Origin of the sequence: Streptomyces sp. NPDC051684, assembly GCF_044453445.1 — a bacterium.
Classification (GTDB): Bacteria; Actinomycetota; Actinomycetes; order Streptomycetales; family Streptomycetaceae; genus Streptomyces.
Window position 1 is genome coordinate 89,042 of sequence record NZ_JBITCS010000008.1, and the last position, 17,299, is coordinate 106,340.

Consider the following 17,299-nt stretch of genomic DNA (forward strand, 5'->3'; position numbering starts at 1 on the left):
GGGCGGGCCCCCTCACGGGAACCCGCCCCTCACGGACGGTCATGACTCAGCAGCTGGTCAGGAAGCGGTCATCCGCTTCTCGACGTCCTGGTGCGTCTCGAGCCACTTGGAGACGGCTGCCTCCTCCTGGCCCTGACCCTTGGTCTTGATCTCGGACTCCAGGCTCGCCAGCTCGTCCTCGCTCATCTTGAAGTTCTTGAACCACTTCGTGAGCTGCGGGTACTTGCCGGGGAAGTCCTTGTTGGAGATCGTCCGGATCGTGTTGCCCACACCGAACTTCTTCTTCGGGTCGGCGAGCTTGGTCAGCTTGTAGTCGCTGTACGCCCAGTGCGGCGACCAGAGCAGAACCGCGACCGGCTCCTTCTTGGCGTACGCGCGCTTGAGCTCGGCGAGCATCGCCGGCGTGGAGCCGTCGACGACCTTGTACTCCTTGTCCAGGCCGTAGCCGGGCAGGACGTCCTTCTTGGCGGTGTTCATGACGCCGGTACCGGGCTCGATACCGATGATCTTGCCGTCGAAGGTCTTGCCCTTGCCCTTCAGGTCCGCGAGGGACTTGACGCCCTTCACGTACGACGGAACGGCGACTTCGAGCGAGGTCGGGCTGTACCAGGTGCCCAGGTCCTTCAGCTTGTTCTTGTTCGCGTCCCAGTAGTTCTTCTGCGCGTGCGGCAGCCAGGCGTCGAAGTTGACGTCGAGGTCACCACTGGCGAGGCCGGTGTAGACCGGGCCCACGTCCATCTGCTTCAGGTTGAGCTTGTAGCCCTTCTTCTGCAGAACGTGCTTCCACAGGTACGTGACGGCGACGTCCTCGTCCCAGGGGAACCAGGCGACGTTCACGGGGCGCTTGGCCTCGGCCGGGGGGCCCTGCTTGACCGGGGCGACCTTGTTGACGAAGCCGGGGTTCTTCTTCAGCCACGCCTTCACGGCGTCCGGCTGCTTGCCCTTGCCGACCTTGTTGATCTCGGCCTCAAGACTCGTGAGCTGCTTCTCGCTCATCTTGAAGTTCTTGATCCACTTGTTGACCTCGGGGAAGTCCTTGCCGAAGCCCTTGCGGGCCAGCGAGTGCACCCCGTCGCCCTTGCCCCAGGCACCCTTCGGGTCCTTGAGCTTGGTGAGCTTGTAGTCGTTGTACGCCCAGTGCGGCGACCACAGCGTCGTCACGATCGGCTTCTTCGCGGCGTAGGCACGCTTCAGCTGCGCCAGCATGGCCGGCGTCGAGCTGTCGACGACCTTGTACTCCTTGTCGAGGCCGTACTCCTTGAGGACCTTGCTCTTGAGCAGGGCCATCTCGCCGGCGCTGGCCTCGATGCCGGTGATCTTGCCGCCGAACTTGTCGGCCTGGCCCTTCAAGTCCTCCATGGACTTGATGTCCTTCATGTACGAAGGCACCGCCAGCTCCAGGGACGTGGGGCCGTACCAGGAACCCAGGTCCTCGAGCTTCTTGCCGTACTTCTTCCAGTACTGGGCGTGCGTCGTCGGCAGCCACGAGTCGGTCTGGAAGTCGACGCTGCCGTCGGCGAGCGAGGTGTAGAGCGGGCCGGCGTCGAACTGCTTGGTCTCGACCTCGAAACCGCGCTGCTCCAGGATCTCCTTCCACAGGAACGTCGAGGCGACGCCCTCGTCCCACGGGATGTAGCCGATGGAGATCTTCTTGCCCTGGCCGACGTCGGTGGACGCGGCGGCCGGCGAGGTCGCGGCGTTGTTCTGGCCGAACATGCCCATACCGCCCGCGACGAGCGCGAGGACGACGACTCCGACCACGGCGACGGCCGGGCGGGGGCGGTACGACCAGATCTTCAGACCGTGCGTGGCCCGCAGCTTGGCCAGCGCGCGGCGGCCGAGCGGGGAGACCTGCTGGCCGAGCGAGCTGGTCATGCGGTCCAGGTAGACCGCGAGGATCACGATGGAGATACCGGCCTCGGCGCCCAGGCCGACGTTCAGCTGGCCGATGGCCTCATTGACCGAGCCACCGAGACCGCCGGTGCCGACCATGCCCGCGATGGCGGCCATCGACAGGCCCAGCATGATGACCTGGTTGACACCGGCCATGATCGTCGGGAGCGCCAGCGGCAGCTGCACGCGCCACAGGGTGTTGCTGGGCTTGGTGCCGAACGCGTCGGCGGCCTCGACCAGCTCCTTGTCGACCTGCCGGATGCCCAGCTCGGTCATGCGCACGCCCGGCGGCACCGCGAAGATCAGCGTCGCGACGATACCGGCCGGGGCACCCGAACCGAAGAACAGGATGGCGGGGATCAGGTAGACCATCGCCGGCAGCGTCTGCATCAGGTCGAGGACCGGACGGAACAGATTGCTGATCCGGTTGGAGCGGGCCGCCCAGATGCCGAGCGGCACACCGATGATGAGCGCGATGACCGTCGACACGAGGACGAGCGAGAGCGTCATCATCGCTTCGTCCCACAGCTCCAGGTTCTGGATGAACCAGAACCCGACGAAGGTCAGTACTCCGCCGAGTGTGCCGCGCAGCCAGAACGCGATGACGGCGAAGATGCCCGCCAGCAGGAGCGGCTCGGGGGCCTGAAGGACGTCGGTCAGGCCGTTGTAGACGCCGTTGAAGATGTCCTCGAAGAAGCCGAACAGCCAGTCGAGGTGGGTCAGCATCCACTGGACGATGCTGTTGACCCAGTCACCGAAGGGAATCCTAGGCACCGGCATTCACCTTCTCGGCGGGCTCGTCGCCCTCGCCACGCGGCGACGGGACGGCGTCCTTCTTGTCCTTCGTGAGGCCGTCGGCCTCACCCTTCGTACCGTTCTCGACGGTCTTCATCGGCTCGCCGAGCACGGCGAGCAGCCGCTCGCGCGGCACCACGCCCTGGAGCTCGCCGTCGTCGTTGACGACGGCGACGGGTATCTCGCTCGCCGAGCACGGCGTGAACAGGTCGATGATCGGCGCGTCCTGGTGGACCTTCGCCGGGGCATCGGCCATGTCGTAGCCGTCTTCCGCGTCGGCCATGATCGCGCTCGCGCTCAGCACGCGGGAGCGGTCGACGTCCTGCGTGAAGGAGGCCACGTAGTCGTTGGCCGGCGTGACGAGAATGTCCTCGGAGCTGCCGATCTGGACGATCCGGCCGTCACGCATGACGGCGATGTTGTCGCCCAGACGCATGGCCTCGTTGAGGTCGTGCGTGATGAAGACGATCGTCTTCTTCAGCGTCTTCTGCAGCTCCAGGAGCTGGTCCTGCATGTCGCGCCGGATCAGCGGGTCGAGCGCGCTGAAGGACTCGTCCATCAGCAGCAGGTCGGCGTCGGTGGCCAGCGCCCGGGCCAGGCCCACACGCTGCTGCATACCGCCGGACAGCTCGTCGGGGAAGGACTTCTCCCACCCCTCCAGACCGGCCAGGCGCAGCGCCTCGACCGCCCGCTCCTCGCGCTCGGCACGGGGCACGCCCTGCACCTCCAGGCCGTAGCCCGCGTTCTCCATCACCGAGCGGTGCGGGAACAGCGCGAAGTGCTGGAACACCATGCTGATCTTGTGGGAGCGCACCTGGCGCAGCTCCTTGGGAGCCAGCGCCGTCAGGTCCTGTCCGTCGAAGCGGACGTGTCCCGCGGTCGGCTCCAGGAGTCCGTTCAGCATGCGCAGGAGCGTGGACTTACCGGATCCCGACAGACCCATGACGACGAAGATCTGGCCGGACTCGACCGTGAACGACGCGTCGATCACGGCCGCGGTGGTTCCCTCCGCGCGCAGCTCCTCACGGTCTGCACCGCTGCGGAGCTTCTCCACAGCCTCATCGGGTCGTCTGCCGAACACCTTGTACAGGTCTTCGGCTTCAAGCCTGGACACATACACCTCTCGGGTCGAAACAACACGGCCCGCCTCCCCCGCCGGCGGGCCGTAGAGCGATACGGATCCGTCCGCCTGACCGGTCGACCTCAATAGTTGAAGTACGTACCGGCACCGCTCCGTGGCGGCGCCTGCCCTCGTTTATCTGAAACAAACGGGGAAGTTACCCAGTTCACACCGTGTTCACCCATGCTGATCACGCGCTCACAATCGGTGACTGTCGGTGGCGTGCGGCATGATGCGAACGTGACCCAGACGACATCCACGACAGGATCGGCGGCCGGGACGGACCGCCGCCTGATGCTGCTCGACACCGCATCTCTGTACTTCCGGGCCTACTTCGGGGTGCCGGACTCGGTGAAGGCCCCGGACGGCACCCCGGTGAACGCGGTGCGCGGGCTCCTCGAATTCATCACCCGCCTCGTGCACGACCACCGCCCCACCCATCTGGTGGCGTGCATGGACGCGGACTGGCGCCCCCAGTGGCGCGTCGACCTCATCCCCTCGTACAAGGCGCACCGCGTCGCCGAGGAGACGGCGGCCGGGACGCCGGACGAGGAGGAGATCCCGGACACCCTCTCCCCCCAGGTCCCGGTCATCGAGGCCGTGCTCGACGCGGTGGGCATCGCGCGCGTGGGCGTGGCGGGGTACGAGGCGGACGACGTGATCGGCACGTTCACGGGGCGCGCCGCGGAGCCGGTCGACATCGTCACCGGGGACCGCGACCTCTTCCAGCTGGTCGACGACAAGCTGGAGCGCCGCGTGCTGTATCCACTGAAGGGCGTCGGCACCCTCCAGGTGACGGACGAGGACCTGCTCCGCGAGAAGTACGGGGTGGACGGCGCCGGATACGCGGACATGGCGCTGCTGCGCGGCGACCCGAGCGACGGGCTGCCGGGCGTGCCCGGCATCGGCGAGAAGACGGCGGCGAAGCTGCTCGCGAGTTACGGCAACCTGGCCGGGATCATGGCGGCGGTCGACGACCCGAAGTCGAAGCTGACGCCGACGCAGCGCAAGCGGCTCGACGAGGCGCGCCCGTATCTGGCGGTGGCGCCGACGGTGGTGCGGGTCGCGGGCGACGTTCCGCTGCCGGAGGTGGACACGGCGCTGCCGCACGAGCCGCACGACGCCGCGGCCCTTGAGGAGTTGGCCGCCCGCTGGGGCTTGGGAGGTTCTTTGCAGCGACTCCTCAGCACCCTCTCAGAATGAGGTGTTAGCTTAGGTATACCTAACTAACAGTGGATCGAGGGAGACCGCCCATGGCCGAGCGCCCCGCACGCCCGCCCCGCAAGGCCCGCTCCGCACGGGTCGTGCGCGCCGAGAGCCTCACACCTCACATGCGGCGGGTGGTGCTCGGCGGTGAGGGGCTCGCGGACTTCCCGCAGGAGCTCGAACACACCGACCATTACGTGAAGTTGCTCTTCGCCCCGGCCGGGGTGACCTACGAGGAGCCCTTCGACATGGCCAGGATCCGCGAGGAGCTGCCCCGCGACCAGTGGCCCGTGACCCGCACGTACACGGTGCGCGCCTGGGACCCGAAGGCGCTCGAGCTCACCCTCGACTTCGTGGTGCACGGCGACCAGGGCCTGGCCGGGCCCTGGGCCGCGAGTGTCACCGGCGGCGAGACCATCCACATGATGGGCCCCGGCGGCGCCTACCACCCCGACACGTCGGCGGACTGGCACCTGATCGCCGGTGACGAGAGTGCCCTGCCGGCGATCGCCGCCGCCCTCGAAGCGCTGCCCGAGGGCGCGCGGGCGCACGCCTTCGTCGAGGTCGAGGGCCCCGAGGAGGAGCAGAAGATCGACTCCTCGGTCGAGGTCACCTGGCTGCACCGCGCGGGCCGCCCGGTCGGCCAGGCGCTCATCGCCGCGGTGACCGGACTGGACTTCCCGGAGGGCCGCCCGCAGATGTTCGTGCACGGCGAGGCGGGCTTCGTGAAGGAGCTGCGCCGGCATCTGCGGATCGACCGCGCCGTCCCGCGCGAGGACCTGTCGATCTCCGGCTACTGGCGCCTCGGGCACAACGAGGACGGCTGGCAGGCCTCGAAGCGCGACTGGAACGCGCAGGTGGAGGCCGAGCAGGAGGCCTGAGCCGGCGCCCCGGCCGCCGTACCCTTTCCCTCTGTGAGAAGACGCAAGCGCCCCGCACCGCCGCCCTCCCCGCTCCCGCAGCGCGAAGGCATCGACGCCGTCCGCGTACGGATGCCGGAGGGCGGGCCGGGGCGCACCGTCCGGGACCACCTCGTGCACACGCTGCCCGCCGAGGACACGGTGATCGACCGGATGATCGCGCAGGGGGCGTTCGTGACCGCGGACGGGCTTCCGGTCACCGCCGAGAGCCCCTACGAGGTGGGCGGCAGCGTGTGGTTCCACCGCGAGCTCGCGCCCGAGGTCCCCGTCCCGTTCCCCGTCGAGGTCGTGTACCGCGACGAGCACATCGTGGTCGCCGACAAGCCGCACTTCCTCGCCACGACGCCACGCGGCAGCCATGTCACCGAGACCGCGCTCGCCCGGCTCCGCCGCGACCTCGGCATCGAACGGCTGAGCCCGGCGCACCGCCTCGACCGCCTCACGGCCGGACTCGTCCTGTTCGTGGTGCGGCCCGAGGAGCGCGGCCACTACCAGACCCTGTTCCGCGACCGCCTGGTCACCAAGCGGTACGAGGCCGTCGCCGCGTACGACCCGGGGGTGGAACTCCCCGTCACCCTGCGCGGCCGCATCGAGAAGGTGCCCGGACGACTCCCCGCCTTCGAGGTGCCGGGCGGCGAGCCGAACGCCGAGAGCCGTATCGAACTCGCCGAGCGCAAGGGGGACCTGGCGCTCTACCGCCTGACCCCGCACACCGGCAGGACGCACCAGCTGCGCGTCCACATGAACCGCCTCGGCCTGCCGATCCTCGGCGACCCGCTCTTCCCGGAGGTCGCCGACCGCGCGGCGGACGACGACTTCCGGCGCCCCCTCCAACTCCTGTCCCGGACCCTTGAGTTCAGGGACCCGGTGAGCGGCCGCGAGCACCGCTTCGCGAGCCGAAGGGAACTCACGGCCTGGACCGCGTACGAGGAGTGGGAGCAGGGGCCCGTCTAGCCACCCGGTGGTTCAGGGGCCCGGTTCACTCACCGCGCCACCAGCGCAGGAAGCGCTGCCAGACGCCGAGCCCGACCTGCTCCTGCGGGTTCGGCTGCGCGTACGAGTACGGGGGCTGCGCGGCCGGTTCGGGGGCCGCCGGAGCCGCGGGCGCGGGCATGGGCGCCGTCGCGGCCGGCGGCGTGGGCACCGCACCCGACGTGATCTTCCAGTCCGGCCGCTGCGAGGGCAGCTGCCCCGGCTGGGACTTCACGTCCTGCGGCGGACGCGGCGAGAAGTCCACCGGCAGCTCCACGAGGTGCCGCCCCATGATCGTCGAGGTCCACCGCAACTCGCTCTCGGGGACCTCGAGTTCGGCGTCAGGCAGGCGCATCAGGAACGCGTCGACCCCGATCTCCGCCACCGCGCGCCCGATGTCCTGCCCGGGGCACTCGTGCGGGCCGCCGCCGAACGCGAGGTGCGAGCGGTTGCCCATCATGTGGGCGCCGGGTTCGGGCCGTACCCTCGGGTCCGCGTTGCCCGGCTGGATGCCGAAGATCAGGCCGTCCCCCGCACGGATCCGCTGACCGCCCAGTTCCGTGTCCGCCTTGGCGAAGTAGCCGACGTTGGCGCTGAACGGCGGCTCGTCCCACAGCGACTGCTCGACCGCCTCCGGCACGGTCATCTGCCCGCCGTTGAGCCGCGCGCGGAACCGGGGGTCGGTGAGCACCACCCGCAGCACGTTCGCGATGAGGTTGGCCGAACCCTCGTACGTGGCGATGAGGATGACCCGAAGATTCTGCGCGACCTCGTCGTCGGTGAGCCCCGAGGGAGCGGTGATCAGGGTGCTGGTGAAGTCGTCCTCGAGCGGCTGTGCGCGGCGCCGGACGGCGAGGTCCATCAGGATGCCCATCAGGTACTCGTTGCACGCGATCGCCGACTCGCCGCCCTTGAGCAGATCGCGGGTGGCCTGCACGATGCGCTCGCTGTACGCCTCGGGGGCGCCGAGCATCTCCAGCATCACCATCATCGGGAGGTGTTCGGCGAACTCGCCGACGACCTCGCAGCGGCCGCGCTCGGAGAACCGGTTGATGATCTCCTGCGTGGCCCTGTTGATGGAGCGGCGCAGCTCACGGTGCTCGACGGTCTCGACGGCGGCGGTGACCGGGCTGCGCAGCCGCAGATGCTCCGCGCCCTCCTCCATCGCGCACATGGGCTGAAAGGTGAAGACCGGGGCGAGCGGGTGCGTGGGCCCCGCGGTGCCGTCCTTGACGGCGGTCCAGTTCCGGGAGTCCCGGTTGAACAGGGAGGTGGTGCTCACCATCTGGAGGTTCTCGGTGTGCCCGAGCACCGCCCACATGGGGACGTCCTCGTGGATGAGCGCCGGGGCGACCGGGCCGTACTCGGCGCGGAGTTTCTCGTAGACACCGGCGAGGTCCGCGTCCGCCTCGGGACCGTAGAGCCGGCGAAGGCCGTCGGGACCGAGGGCGTGGGCGGGGCAGCCGGGCGGTGCGAGCGGGGAGTCTCCGGGTGCGTCGAATGCGGTGGGCGACTGCGAGGGCTGGGAGGGTGACGTCACGGGAATGCTCCGGTCGGTGTGGTTCGACGTAAGAAGAAGCGAACTACGTGCGGCAAAAGGGATGTTGAGCAGGCGTCAGGCGTGGTGCAGCGCCATCTCGTGCAGGAAGCGCATCAGCGTCAGCAGCACCTCGCGGCTCGACGCCCGGCGCCGCACGTCGCACTCGACGATGGGGACGTGCGGGTCCAGGTCGAGCGCCTTGCGCAGCTCCTCGGTGGGGTAGCGCGGCCCGTCGGGGAAGGCGTTGTTGGCGATCACGAACGGCACTCCGCGCTCCTCGAGCCGCCCGATCACGTCGAAGCTGACTTCGAGGCGGCGGGTGTCGACGAGCACGACGGCGCCGAGCGCGCCCTCGAACAGGCCGTTCCACAGGAACCAGAACCGCTCCTGTCCCGGCGTGCCGAAGAGGTACAGGACGAGTTCCTCGGTGATGCCGATCCGGCCGAAGTCCATGGCCACGGTGGTGGCGGTCTTGGTCTCCGAGCCGTAGTTGTCGTCGACGCCGATGCCCGCCTGCGTCATGGTCTCTTCGGTGGTGAGCGGGCGGATCTCGCTGACGGATCCGACCATGGTGGTCTTGCCGACACCGAAGCCGCCCACGATGACGATCTTCACGGCCGACGTGACGGTGTCGGGCAGTCGTTCCTCGGCCCGGGGACCGGGGATGTGCACGCTCATCGCGGTGTCGGTCCCGGCCGTGCTGTCAGAGCTTCTGTAGTCCATGCATCACCGCTTCGAGAAGGGAACGGTCCGCGACCGCGCCGCGGATCACCGGCGCGCGCGCCTGGACCAGCTCGGCCGCGAGGAGTTCGCCGAGCAGCACGGTGACCACGCTGAACGGCAGGGCAAGGTAGGCCGAGATCTCAGCCGTCGACAGGGGCGTCTTGCACAGGCGGATCACGGCGGCCTGTTCGGGCGGCGACGCCGGCGGCGGATCGCCGCGCGCCACGATCAGGGTCACCAGGTCGAGCGGCGCGCGGTCGCTCCCGTCGGTGCCGCCCGTGATGACGTACAGACGCTCGGGATCGGGCTTGCCGTCGCCCTGCTGCGCCCGGCGTTCGCGTTTGGGCGGCGGTTCCCTGAACGGGGGTTCGGGGGGACGGTGCGTCATACGGTCTGGCCGTTGCGCCGGGGCGGACTCGTCAGATGGGCGCCGATGCGGATGACGAGATCCCGCATCTGGTGGCTGACGAGGCCCGCGTCGACGAACTGGTCGGCGAGCACGGCGAGATACGCGCCCTTGCCCGCGGCCATCAGATAGAAGAAGCCGCCGTCGACCTCGATGATGACCATGTTCATCTTGCCGCTGCTCTCCGGGATCTCCGTGGCGACGGCGGAGGCGAGGGACTGAAGTCCCGCGCAGGCGGCGGCGATCCGGTCCGCGGCATCGGGATCACCGCCGTACCGGGCGATGCGCAGCCCGTCCGAGGAGAGCACGACCACCTGCTTCACATTGGGCACGCACTCGGCGAGCTCCTTGAGCATCCAGTCGAAATTGGCCCGCTGCTGGATCACTGACGGTCTCCCTCGTCGACCTGCTGGTTGTACGCGTCGTCATGCGGCTTGGCCGAGCCCTCCGGCTCCTGCGCGGGGTGCTGCCCCACCCCGTCGGCCGCCCCGGCCTGGCCCCCCTCGGGCTTCAGTCCGTTCATGAACGCCTCGACCCACAGGCCGGGTTCGGGCTGTTCGGCCCCGCCGTGTCCGTACTGCTCCCCGGTCGGGGCGGAGGCCGGTGCCGGAGTCCCGTACGCCGCCGGGGCGGGGTCCGCCGCGGGTGGCGGCGTCGAGAGGTCCGGGTTGCGGGGCGTCACGATGATCTGGTCCTCGATGACCTTCGTGTCGTACTTCCTGCGCCGCTGCGGCAGCCCGTTGGCCCGCCATTCCGTGACCACGGGTACGTCGTCCTCCATCGCGGCGACGAGCGGGGCGGAGGGGCGCGGGCCCGTGACGGGACGGGGTCCCGTGGTGGGGCGACGCGTCTTCTTCAGCCGCGGCTCCTCCTTGACCGGCAGGCCCTTGTGGTCGACGCGCGGCACGGCGGAGGCGCCGATGCCGTGGGCGAGACCCGGGGCGTGCTGGGTGCTCATCATGTCGCGCGGCACGACGAGCACCGCGCGCACGCCGCCGTACGCGGACTGGCGCAGCGAGATCTGCATGTCGTACATCGCGCAGAGCCGGCCCACGATCGCCAGGCCGAGTCGCGGGCTCTCGCCGAGGTCGTTGAGGTCGTAGCCGGCCTTGGCCTTCTCCAGCATGCCCTCGGTCTTGCGGCGCTGCTCCTCGCTGAGGCTGACGCCGCCGTCCTCGATCTCGATGGCGACGCCGGTCTGCACCTCGACCGCGGTGACGTGCACGCGGGTGGTCGGCGGCGAGTAGCGGGTCGCGTTGTCGAGGAGTTCGGCGCAGGCGTGGATGACGGGCTCGACGGAGACGCCCTTGATGGCCACGTCGCAGATCGCGTGCAGATCGATGCGCGGGTACTCGAGGATGCGCGACATGGCGCCGCGCAGCACGCTGTAGAGCTTGACCGGCTTGGGCCACTGCCGCCCGGGGCGGGCGCCGCCGAGGACGGTGACGGAGTCGGCGAGGCGGCCGATCAGGGCCGTGCCGTGGTCGACGCGCAGCAGGTCGTCGAAGACCTCCGGGTTGCGGCCGTGGTCCTCCTCCATCTCGCGGAGTTCCTCGGCCTGCTTGTGCACGATGGCCTGGACGCGACGGGCTACGGAGACGAAGGCGCGCTGCGCCGCGTCCCGCATCGTGATCTCCCGGTCGATCTGCTTGAGCGCCACGCTCATCAACTCGCGCTCGCCCGGCGTGACATCACGGAAGGCGGGCTCTGCATCGCATGTGTTGCGGACGGCGTCGTACGGCCGGTCGCCTGCGGACATCCGGTACAGGGCGTGCGGGAAGACCTCCTTGGCCACCCGCATGGTGCGCTGTTCCTGGGCGGCTATGCGGGCTTCCAACTCGGCCACGTGCCGGGTGTATCGGGTGCGCTGCGCCCTGTTGACGCGGCCGCGGCGGACCGCCTCGGCCGAGACGGCGAGCACGAGGAGCACGCCGAGCGCGCCGCACAGGGCGACGGCAGGGCGGGCGGGCTCCGTGACCAGGGCGGCGGCTGCTCCGGTGGCGGCCGCCAAGACCATGGCGGGCAGCAACAGCACGCGCAGATAGGGGACTTCTCGGCCACCGGGAGGCGATTGAACACTCACCATGTATGCCCTCTGAACGGTCGGGTCTGGGACGTCGGAGATTCAGGATGGTTCGGCACACTTGACGTACGCCGCATCACGGAACTTCGGCGCATAGGGGAACAAGCGGCCGAATTCATCCCAACTCGGTGCGCTGCGAGCGAGCTTAGTCCCGCCAGATCATTGCCGTGTCATATTCAGCAAGGCCCTGAAATCGGCCCCACGACAGGAATACACTCGCTCCATTTACACGCTCGGTCGCGATTCGCACACATGGAGCAATGACGTCCGCGCGCACGAACACGCCCGAACGCAGCGGCGGGCCCACCTGGCATCCAGGTGGGCCCGCCGACGTACGTCCTGCTCCTGCTCCTGTGCCGCTACCCCACCGAGGAGTAGGCGACGACTCCCCTGCGCACGGCGTCCACGGCCTTGCGCGCGTTCTTCCCCACCGTGGAACCCTCGGTGGGCGCGGCCGCCGCGATCTGCCCCAGCACGTCGATGACCTGCTTGCACCAGCGCACGAAGTCGCCGGCCGGCATCTCGGCCTCCCGCAGCACCTCGTCGAGCCCCTTGCCGGAGGCCCACTGGTACGCGATCCAGGCGAAGCCGAGGTCGGGCTCGCGCTGGCCGACCCCCTCCGCCTGGTTGATCCGGAACTCCTCCTCCAGGGCGTCGAGCCGCCCCCAGATCCGCACCATCTCGCCGAGCGCCGCCTTCGCCCTGCCCGCGGGCAGCTTGGGCGCGAGGGCGTCGTCCGCGACGCGCGCCTCGAACACCAACGCCGAGACGCACGCGGCGAGTTCGGCCGGGTTCAGGTCCTCCCAGACGCCGTCCCGCAGGCACTCGCTGGCGAGCAGGTCCAGCTCTCCGTAGAGGCGGGCGAGCCGCTTGCCGTGCTCGGTCACCTCGTCGCCGCGCAGATAGTCCATCTCCGTCAGGAGCTTGACGATCCGGTCGAAGGTCCGCGCGATCGTGTTGGTGCGCCCCTCGATCCGCCGCTCCAGCTGCCCGGTGTCCCGCTTCAGCCGGTAGTAGCGCTCGGCCCACCGCGCGTGGTCCTCGCGGTCCGAGCAGCCGTGGCACGGATGCGCCCGCAGCTCGGCCCGCAGCCGCGTGATCTCGCGGTCGTCGGCGGCCTGCGAGCGGCCCTTCTTCTTGTGCCGGTCCGGCACGATGTGGCCGGCCTTGGTGCGCAGCGCGGAGGCGAGGTCCCGCCGGGACTGCGGCGAGCGCGGGTTGAACGACTTCGGGATCCGCATCCGCTCCAGCGCCTCGACCGGCACCGGGAAGTCGATCGAGGCGAGCCGCTTGACCTGGCGCTCGGCGGTCAGCACCAGCGGTCTCGGCCCGTCGTGGTGCTCGAAACCGCGGTGCCCGTTGGACCGGCCGGCCGGAATGCCCGGGTCGAGGACGAGCGCGAGGCCCGCGAACTTCCCCGTCGGCACGTGGATCACGTCACCGGGCTTCAGCTTCTCCAGCGCGGCCGCCGCCTGCGCGCGCCGCTGCGCCGCGCCCTGCTTGGCCAACTCGGTCTCGCGGTCCTTGAGTTCGCGCCGCAGCCGGGCGTACTCCTCGAAGTCGCCGAGGTGGCAGGTCATGGACTCCTTGTAGCCCTCGAGCCCTTCCTCGTTCTTCTGCACCTGCCGCGAGATGCCCACGACCGAGCGGTCCGCCTGGAACTGCGCGAAGGACGTCTCCAGGAGCTCCCTGGAGCGGTGCCGACCGAACTGCTCGACCAGGTTCACCGCCATGTTGTACGACGGCCGGAAGCTCGACTTGAGCGGGTACGTACGCGTGCCCGCGAGCCCCGCCAGGTACTCGGGGCTGAAGCCGCGCTGCCACAGCACCACGGCGTGGCCCTCGACATCGATGCCGCGCCGTCCTGCGCGGCCCGTGAGCTGCGTGTACTCGCCGGGCGTGATGTCCGCGTGCTGCTCGCCGTTCCACTTGACGAGCTTCTCAAGGACCACCGACCTGGCGGGCATGTTGATGCCGAGCGCCAGGGTCTCCGTCGCGAACACGGCCTTCACCAGGCCGCGCACGAACAGCTCCTCGACGACCTCCTTGAACGTCGGCAGCATGCCCGCGTGGTGTGCGGCGATGCCGCGCTCCAGGCCTTCGAGCCACTCGAAGTAGCCGAGGACGTGCAGGTCCTCGTCGGGAATCGCCGCCGTGCGCTCCTCGACTATCGAGCGGACCTCGGCCCGCGCGTCCTCGTCGTTGAGCCGCAGGCCCGCGTACAGGCACTGCTGGACGGCGGCCTCGCAGGCGGCCCGGCTGAAGATGAACGTGATGGCGGGCAGCAGGCCCTCGGAGTCGAGCCGCTCGATGACCTCGGGGCGGCCCGGCGTCCAGATCCTGGAGCGCTGTCTGCGCTCCCGCTCCCGGTCGGCCTCGCGCATGTGCCGGCCGCGTCTGCGGTCCTGGTACGAGGGGCGGCTGGCCTCCATGCGCGCCATCCGCGTCAGGTCGGGGTTGACCGCCTTCTTGCTGCCCTCGCCCTCCTCGAAGAGGTCGTACATCCGGCGCCCGGCCAGCACGTGCTGGAACAGCGGCACGGGCCGGTGCTCGGAGACGATCACCTCGGTGTCGCCGCGCACGGCGTCGAGCCAGTCGCCGAACTCCTCCGCGTTCGACACCGTCGCCGACAGGGAGACGAGTGTCACGGACTCCTGGAGGTGAATGATCACCTCTTCCCAGACGGCGCCGCGGAAGCGGTCGGAGAGGTAGTGCACCTCGTCCATCACGACGTAGCCGAGCCCGAGGAGCGACTGCGAGCCCGCGTAGAGCATGTTGCGCAGCACCTCGGTGGTCATCACGACCACCGGCGCGTCACTGTTCACACTGTTGTCGCCCGTGAGCAGGCCGACCTTGTCCGCGCCGTAGCGCTTCGCGAGGTCCTGGTACTTCTGGTTCGACAGGGCCTTGATGGGGGTCGTGTAGAAACACTTCTTGCCCTGCTGAAGGGCAAGGTGTACGGCGAACTCGCCGACGATCGTCTTGCCGGAGCCGGTGGGCGCCGCGACCAGGACGCCCTTGCCCGCCTCCAGCGCCTGGCACGCCTCGATCTGGAAGGGGTCGAGGCCGAAGTCGTACATCTCGCGGAAGGTCGCGAGCGCGGTGGCCTGCTCGGCGGCCCGCTGACGGGCTGCCGCATACCGCTCGGCCGGGGAGAGGTCCTCTGTCATCGTGCTTTCCAGCCTACCGACGACCACTGACATCGGACGATCATTATCCGGCAAGGCCCCCGGCGGGGTCTCAGGTGAGGATCCGCACCGCCCCCGGCACGCACTCCGCGACCAGCGGCAACGCGCCGACCGGCTCCCCGTCCGCGTAGCCCGTGATGCCCTCGGCGGCCAGCTCGACACGCGCGGCCCGGTACACGCTCACCGCCGGGTGGTCGAGGTGCGTCCCCTTGTAGACGCGCGGGAACACCTTCAGCAGGGTCGTGCGGGAGCAGTCGCCGACCACGGTCACGTCGAACAGGCCGTCGCCGATGTCGGCGTCCGCGCAGATCCGCATGCCGCCCCCGTACGAGGCCCCGTTGCCGACGGCGATCAGGGTCGCGGGGACCTCGCGCACGGAGCCGTCGTCGAGGGTCAGCTTGAACGGCACCGCCTTGAAGGTGGCCAGTTCCAGCGCGATCGCCAGGTCGTACTTGAAGCGGCCGAGCGGGAGCCGCATCCGGTTGCCGCGGTCGTTGACGCGGGAGTCGAAGCCGGAGGCGAGCACGGTGCCGAACCAGTGTTCTCCGATCCGGCCGAGGTCGACCTCGCGGATCAGCGAGCCCTTCAGCGCCTCGGCGACGAGCCCGCCGGCCGCGGCCGGGTCGCGGATCGGCAGCCCGAGCGTGCGGGCGAAGTCGTTGCCGGTGCCCACCGCGACGATCCCAAGCGGCGTGTCGGTCCCGGCGACCGCCTGCAGCGCCAGGTTCACGAGGCCGTCCCCGCCGACGGCCACCAGCGCCCCGGTGCCCTCCGCCACCGCCGCACGCGCGCGTGCGAGGGCGTCGTCGGCGTCCGTGCCGACGACGGTGCGCACCTGGAATCCGGCGGCCCGCAAAGCCGAAGCGGCCGGCTGCGCAGCGCGTGCGCCCCGGCCGCGTCCCGCGGTGGGATTGACGAAGAGGGTGATCTCACTGCTCACGGGCGGACACTAACAAGTGCCCGGCCCCGAACTGGAGTTACCTCAGGTCACATCGTCGTAACCGTTGACCCGGTCCGTGCGGGTCGCCGTGTCCGAGCGCTCGGCGGTCGCCTGCTCGGGGAGCGCCCGGCTCGCCGGCACGGACTCGATCTCGCCGATGTCCTCGGGCGTCAGGTCGAGCTCGGAGGCCTCGTCGTCATCGGGCCCCGCGGCCTCGCTCAGCCGCCTGCGCCGGTCGTTGAGGAGCGAGAAGAGCACCGCTCCGAAGTAGAGGACCCAGATGGGGCCCGCGAGCGCCAGCATGGTCAGCGGGTCCGTGCTCGGCGTCGCGACGGCGGCGAACACCGTGATGCCCATGATCATCGCGCGCCACCAGCCGAGCATCCGCCTGCCGGTGATCGCCCCGATCAGGTTGAGGAAGATGAGCAGCAGCGGCAGTTCGAAGGCGAGGCCGAAGACGAGCACCATGCGCAGCACGAGGTCGAGGAGGTCGTCGAGCGGCAGCAGGTTCTGGGCGTTGCCCGGAGTGAACTCGATGAGGACCTTGGCCGTCGTCGGCAGCACCGAGTAGGCGAAGTAGGCGCCGGCCACGAAGAGCGGCGCACCCGTGCCGACGAACGCGTATGCGTACTTCTTCTCGTGCCGGTGCAGTCCGGGGGCCACGAAGCCCCAGAGCTGGTACAGCCAGACCGGCGAGGCGGCCACGACACCGGCCATCAACGACACCTTCAGCGCCAGCGTGAAGGGGGTCAGCAGACCATTGAGCGTGATCTGGGCGCAGGGCTTGTCCGACGTGGACTTCGCCAGCTCCGAGAACGACTGCTCACAGCCGACCGAGTCGAGGATCGGCCGGGTGATCAGGTTGATGATGTCGTTGTAGAAGAACGCGGCAACGACCGTGATCGCGACGACGGCCAGGAGCGCCTTCGCGAGCCGGTTGCGGAGCTCACGCAGGTGCTCCGCGAGCGGCATCCGCCCCTCGGGATCCTTCTCCTGTTTGCGGGCAGACTTGAGCAACCCACGTCCTCATCTCGTGCGGCAGGCCGCCATGGCAGGGGCGGCCTTCGATCAGCTCTTGGTCGTCTGGTTCGTCTGCTCGTTCACGGGACGCGAGCTGTCCACGTCACCGGGGGCCGCCTTGATGGTGCGCTGCGCCGACGTCGAGGCGTCCTGCGGCGAGTCCGCGGGAGCGGCCGACTTGTCGCCGCCCTCGCTCTTCATGGCCTTGGCCTCGCTCTTGAGGATGCGGGCCGACTTGCCCAGCGAACGCGCCATGTCGGGAAGCTTCTTCGCGCCGAACAGCAGAATGACCACTACGAGGATCAGGATGATCTCGGGTGCACCGAGCCTTCCGAACATATCCGTTTACCTTCTCACTGAGGCGGCAGGGGGCGGGGCTGCCGGTACCGATCGGACCTCGGACTGTTGTCCGACCACCGTGCTGGCAGCGATCGTATCCCGTGGGGGTAAACACGAGGCAATCCCCATGCATCCTCCCAATTGCGGACCGCGC

General features: G+C 69.5%; 14 protein-coding genes. 3 read left to right on the forward strand and 11 right to left on the reverse strand.

Annotated features, from left to right (window positions below):
- Window positions 1-57: 57 nt before the first annotated feature.
- Both ACIA8D_RS12250 and ACIA8D_RS12255 read right to left on the reverse strand, forming a co-directional pair.
- Window positions 58-2,667: an ABC transporter permease/substrate binding protein gene (locus ACIA8D_RS12250; RefSeq protein ID WP_399231226.1), complete on the reverse strand. Its 2,610-nt coding sequence runs from the start codon at window positions 2,665-2,667 to the stop codon at window positions 58-60.
- Complete coding sequence (locus tag ACIA8D_RS12255) at window positions 2,660-3,802, reverse strand: glycine betaine/L-proline ABC transporter ATP-binding protein (protein WP_399231228.1); 1,143 nt, start codon at window positions 3,800-3,802, stop codon at window positions 2,660-2,662. The genes ACIA8D_RS12250 and ACIA8D_RS12255 overlap by 8 nt, the downstream gene beginning before the upstream one ends.
- A gap of 300 nt (window positions 3,803-4,102) precedes the next feature.
- Here ACIA8D_RS12255 and ACIA8D_RS12260 point away from each other — a divergent pair, with 300 nt between their 5' ends.
- Genes ACIA8D_RS12260 through ACIA8D_RS12270 form a run of 3 tightly spaced genes read left to right on the forward strand, consistent with a single transcriptional unit; the run spans window position 4,103 to window position 6,888 of the window.
- Window positions 4,103-5,011, forward strand: a complete 909-nt coding sequence (locus tag ACIA8D_RS12260) for a 5'-3' exonuclease H3TH domain-containing protein (RefSeq protein ID WP_399231516.1) — start codon at window positions 4,103-4,105, stop codon at window positions 5,009-5,011.
- Window positions 5,012-5,061: 50 nt separating this feature from the next.
- Window positions 5,062-5,895 (forward strand): siderophore-interacting protein, encoded by an 834-nt coding sequence (locus tag ACIA8D_RS12265; RefSeq protein WP_399231230.1) that lies wholly within the window; start codon window positions 5,062-5,064, stop codon window positions 5,893-5,895.
- Between the two features lie 33 nt (window positions 5,896-5,928).
- Window positions 5,929-6,888 (forward strand): pseudouridine synthase, encoded by a 960-nt coding sequence (locus ACIA8D_RS12270; RefSeq protein WP_399231233.1) that lies wholly within the window; start codon window positions 5,929-5,931, stop codon window positions 6,886-6,888.
- Between the two features lie 25 nt (window positions 6,889-6,913).
- On the opposite strand, the gene ACIA8D_RS12275 is transcribed toward ACIA8D_RS12270, so the two are convergent.
- The 9 genes from ACIA8D_RS12275 to tatA form a co-directional block, all read right to left on the reverse strand.
- Window positions 6,914-8,446, reverse strand: a complete 1,533-nt coding sequence (locus ACIA8D_RS12275) for a cytochrome P450 (protein WP_399231235.1) — start codon at window positions 8,444-8,446, stop codon at window positions 6,914-6,916.
- A 75-nt stretch (window positions 8,447-8,521) separates the two neighbouring features.
- The gene (locus tag ACIA8D_RS12280) at window positions 8,522-9,169 is read right to left on the reverse strand and encodes a GTP-binding protein (protein ID WP_399231237.1); all 648 of its coding nucleotides are present in this window, start codon (window positions 9,167-9,169) and stop codon (window positions 8,522-8,524) included.
- A complete protein-coding gene (locus ACIA8D_RS12285; RefSeq protein ID WP_399231239.1) occupies window positions 9,150-9,557 on the reverse strand; it encodes a DUF742 domain-containing protein in 408 nt (135 codons plus the stop codon). The genes ACIA8D_RS12280 and ACIA8D_RS12285 overlap by 20 nt, the downstream gene beginning before the upstream one ends.
- On the reverse strand, window positions 9,554-9,961 hold the full coding sequence (locus ACIA8D_RS12290; protein ID WP_266721521.1) for a roadblock/LC7 domain-containing protein: 408 nt from the start codon (window positions 9,959-9,961) through the stop codon (window positions 9,554-9,556). Before ACIA8D_RS12290 ends, ACIA8D_RS12285 begins: the two co-directional genes overlap by 4 nt.
- The gene (locus tag ACIA8D_RS12295; protein ID WP_399231241.1) at window positions 9,958-11,661 is read right to left on the reverse strand and encodes an ATP-binding protein; all 1,704 of its coding nucleotides are present in this window, start codon (window positions 11,659-11,661) and stop codon (window positions 9,958-9,960) included. Before ACIA8D_RS12295 ends, ACIA8D_RS12290 begins: the two co-directional genes overlap by 4 nt.
- A gap of 356 nt (window positions 11,662-12,017) precedes the next feature.
- Complete coding sequence (locus ACIA8D_RS12300) at window positions 12,018-14,828, reverse strand: DEAD/DEAH box helicase (protein ID WP_399231243.1); 2,811 nt, start codon at window positions 14,826-14,828, stop codon at window positions 12,018-12,020.
- 70 nt (window positions 14,829-14,898) lie between these two features.
- Window positions 14,899-15,786 (reverse strand): diacylglycerol kinase, encoded by an 888-nt coding sequence (locus tag ACIA8D_RS12305; RefSeq protein ID WP_399231245.1) that lies wholly within the window; start codon window positions 15,784-15,786, stop codon window positions 14,899-14,901.
- Window positions 15,787-15,828: 42 nt separating this feature from the next.
- Complete coding sequence (gene tatC, locus ACIA8D_RS12310; RefSeq protein ID WP_399231247.1) at window positions 15,829-16,803, reverse strand: twin-arginine translocase subunit TatC; 975 nt, start codon at window positions 16,801-16,803, stop codon at window positions 15,829-15,831.
- 51 nt (window positions 16,804-16,854) lie between these two features.
- Window positions 16,855-17,145: a Sec-independent protein translocase subunit TatA gene (tatA, locus tag ACIA8D_RS12315; protein ID WP_399231248.1), complete on the reverse strand. Its 291-nt coding sequence runs from the start codon at window positions 17,143-17,145 to the stop codon at window positions 16,855-16,857.
- Window positions 17,146-17,299 lie beyond the last annotated feature (154 nt).

Bases quoted from the DNA above. Each gene is read 5' to 3' on its own strand.
- ACIA8D_RS12260 (WP_399231516.1), top strand. From the start codon at position 4,103: ATGCTGCTCGACACCGCATCTCTGTACTTCCGGGCCTACTTCGGGGTG.
- ACIA8D_RS12265 (WP_399231230.1), top strand. From the start codon at position 5,062: ATGGCCGAGCGCCCCGCACGCCCGCCCCGCAAGGCCCGCTCCGCACGG.
- ACIA8D_RS12280 (WP_399231237.1), bottom strand. From the start codon at position 9,169: ATGGACTACAGAAGCTCTGACAGCACGGCCGGGACCGACACCGCGATG.
- ACIA8D_RS12285 (WP_399231239.1), bottom strand. From the start codon at position 9,557: ATGACGCACCGTCCCCCCGAACCCCCGTTCAGGGAACCGCCGCCCAAA.
- ACIA8D_RS12295 (WP_399231241.1), bottom strand. From the start codon at position 11,661: ATGGTGAGTGTTCAATCGCCTCCCGGTGGCCGAGAAGTCCCCTATCTG.
- ACIA8D_RS12300 (WP_399231243.1), bottom strand. From the start codon at position 14,828: ATGACAGAGGACCTCTCCCCGGCCGAGCGGTATGCGGCAGCCCGTCAG.
- tatA (WP_399231248.1), bottom strand. From the start codon at position 17,145: ATGTTCGGAAGGCTCGGTGCACCCGAGATCATCCTGATCCTCGTAGTG.